General features: G+C 55.8%; 1 protein-coding gene and 1 pseudogene. Both read right to left on the bottom strand.

Translation table 11 applies throughout. The features are described from left to right. Positions 1–130 (bottom strand): annotated as a pseudogene (locus tag I2D41_RS10250) (PTS sugar transporter subunit IIC); the annotation flags it as partial. Between the two features lie 225 nt (positions 131–355). After that, positions 356–1,246: a DMT family transporter gene (locus tag I2D41_RS08140; protein ID WP_271741684.1), complete on the bottom strand. Its 891-nt coding sequence runs from the start codon at positions 1,244–1,246 to the stop codon at positions 356–358. Positions 1,247–1,390: the final 144 nt, after the last annotated feature.

Raw genomic sequence — 1,390 nt, 5'->3', positions numbered from 1 at the left:
GCAGGTCCCCCAGCACCAGGCCCACGAGCGGGCACAGGACGATGGGGCGGAACGCGTAGAGGGTGCCGAGCTGGTAGTCGAGGCATCAAAACGCTCCGACTAAGCCGACGAGGATTGCTTGGACAAGCATAATTCCTCCCAATAAGGAATATCGAACCGTCGTCACACCCGTCGCGCGCGTTGTTGATATCAATTCCGGGAGTTCGATCACACGGCTCGAAGCGTACCTGGTGTGCTGCGAACACCCATGCCAGGTACAAATGATTTGATACCAATTATAGATATGCAGGTTCTTACTATTTAATACCACTCGCTCAGCGGGGTGTTTTTTACCGTAAACGGCAGACGTATCCCATCAGGCGCGCTCTTTGTTTCGATGGCGGACAAGCGCCACCAGAAAGCCATCGCCAAAGGCATCGTATGCCAAGTTGCCTACAATCACCAAAACGATTATCGCCGCGCCCAAAAACTCGTTCCAGCGAAAGACCTCGCCAAAGAGGAGCGCCGACCAGCAGGGAGCGAGCACGACCTCGCTCATGCAGACCAAGTTGGCCGCAAACGCGTTAGTGCGCGCAATCCCCTTGGCATACAGCACGCTCGCAAGGCCACTGCAAAAAAAGCCGTGCACCAGCATAAGCCCCCACTCAAACGGTCTCACGGAGTCTAGGGCACCGGCAAAATAGACGATCGGCAACATCGAGATACCGCAGGAGATGAGCGAGGACACCATGGGCGACGCATCGGGGCGAGAGTTCAAAAAGAAACACAGCCCAAAGGTGGCGCCCGAAATGACGGCAAGCAGGTTGCCGAGCATGCCCTCGGCACTTAAATCGCCTAAAAAGAAAAGTCCCATACCCGTAAAAGCAACCACCACGGAGGCAATCTTCGCAGGCGAGGGCAACGTGCGAGTTGCGAGCGATTGATACACGATAACGAAAATCATCGAGGTGTACTGCAGGACGATCGCGTTGCCGACCGTCGTGAGCTGGTTGGCAAAGTTAAACGTGGTGCCCGTCACGAAGTTGCAGACGGCCACAAGGACAATAAGACGGCTGACGCGGAGGATGGGCCTGCCGACGAGCAGGATAAAGAGCGCCATAAATATTGCCGTAACGGCACCGATCAAAAGAGCTGACTGCGAATTGGCGCGAACGAGGATGCCGATAAAACTCCACAAGAGCGCCGTGCCAAATAGATACATCGCTCCGCTCACGCCATTATCGGGCGGATTGTCAGATCGAATCACGAAGCACCTCCAGCTAGCTTTCGGTAATAAAAAACGGCGACCGCAGCGGGTCGCCGTTTCCCTTGGGGGCAGAATAAAACGCAGGAACCTACGCCAGCACGCCGAAGAACGCGCCGATGATGCCCACGACCATGGTGGCCACGA

The organism is Collinsella aerofaciens, assembly GCF_015552075.1.
Taxonomy (GTDB): Bacteria; Actinomycetota; Coriobacteriia; order Coriobacteriales; family Coriobacteriaceae; genus Collinsella; species Collinsella aerofaciens_Y.
Note: the sequence above shows the minus strand (reverse complement) of the source record. Positions and strands in the feature narration are given on the sequence as shown.